This window comes from Faecalimonas sp. LCP19S3_D12 (genome assembly GCF_052121495.1).
Lineage (GTDB): Bacteria > Bacillota > Clostridia > Lachnospirales > Lachnospiraceae > Faecalimonas.
The window spans coordinates 1-1428 of record NZ_JBQKED010000105.1 but is presented as its reverse complement, the minus strand read 5'-3'; the positions used below and the strand labels follow the sequence as shown (position 1 = coordinate 1428).

The following is a 1428-nucleotide window of genomic DNA, read 5'->3' as shown; positions in this document are numbered from 1 at the left end:
ATCGTATTCATCCATATAATATTTCTTTATTTTTTCTAGATCTGCCCCTTCAAACACGTTTCCTATATCCGGTGCATCTCCGGTCTTTTCACACAAAAGGAATTTCCCATCTGTCTTGACATAGACCCTCCGGTTCCCTGGAATGCAGCAGCCGTTTCTTCTGAGGTCTTTGCATGGTTCCTGTGTCTGTCTTCGGTTATGTATCCGCACCAGTTTATCCGCTACAATCCCTGCCACATAACTTTTTGGATCCTCTTCTTCTAAATCCCTTGCCAGTGCCCAGCCTTCGATGGCATCTAACGTGAAACCGTCCAGTTCCTCTCCGATAAACTCCCCATCTCCAGCATACTCCATAGAAATATCTTCTTCTCTCACGCTTCCGTATTCTACGTAATCACATTTCTTCACCATTTCTTTTGGCAGCCAGCCCAGACCTTCAAAAAACTCCTTAATCGCATCCAGTTTCTTTGCACTGAACGGCGGACAGACCACTGTATTGATCACAATACTTTCCTTTGCCCTCTCTCCAAAGGCTTCTACCAGATATTTTAATCCCTGTATTGCTTTCTCAAAACTTCCTTTTCCTCCGCTCATCACTCTGTAAGCATCATGGATTCCTTCTGGTCCGTCTATACTTGCCAGGACACTCATTCCTTCCACTCCTGCCACATATGCCGCGATTTCTGGTGTTACCAGTGTCAGGTTCGTGGAGAAAGAAAAGGTCAGTTCTTTTCCTTTTATGATCTGCCGGCTGTAATCTATTGTCTTTTTCATCAGTTCAAACTGCACCAGTGGCTCTCCTCCATAAAAGGATATCGCCACTTTATCTCCACTGTTATCCCTTGCATACTCCACAGCACGTTTTGCCACATCCCAGGTCATGGCTTTTGGCGAGAAATTCCGATACCCTTCATTATGTTCGTTATAGATACAGTAGCGGCATCTCATGTTACACTGTTCTGTCAGTTCCAGGATGACCTGCTGCAGATCGTACCGGAGCAAGTCCCTTAATGTTTCATCTGTTTCCCTTACAAACTTTAAATCCGGTGAAACCTGCAGGATATGCTCTGCTTCTACCATCTCCCAGATATTTCTGTATGCAGCCTCCAGTTCTTCTTCAGAAACTCCATCCACCTTATCAGGAAGACTTGTCTGTTCAAACAGACTTTTTAAGATCTGGTATTCATTTGCCCCGCATTCAAACACTTTCCCGGTTCCTGTATCGTACATATACTGTTTATTTCTGGTAGTGAAAACAGTTCCCAGGCTGTATCCATGCTCTACATCAATGGTTTCTTTGATCTTTTTCAGGTGTTCTTTCATTTTTATATCCATTCCTTTCGCTTTGCTCAGGCACAAAACGTTATGAAAACAGTTTTCTACCCGGCTTTTTTTCTTTATAATTCTTTTTGTAGGGAACTCGGTATA

General features: G+C 43.3%; 1 protein-coding gene. It reads right to left on the bottom strand.

What is annotated here, in order from left to right:
- The coding region (locus ACTQXY_RS15420) for a RumMC family radical SAM sactipeptide maturase (RefSeq protein ID WP_441660202.1) at nt 1-1335 on the bottom strand (1335 nt) is incomplete at its 3' end.
- Nucleotides 1336-1428 lie beyond the last annotated feature (93 nt).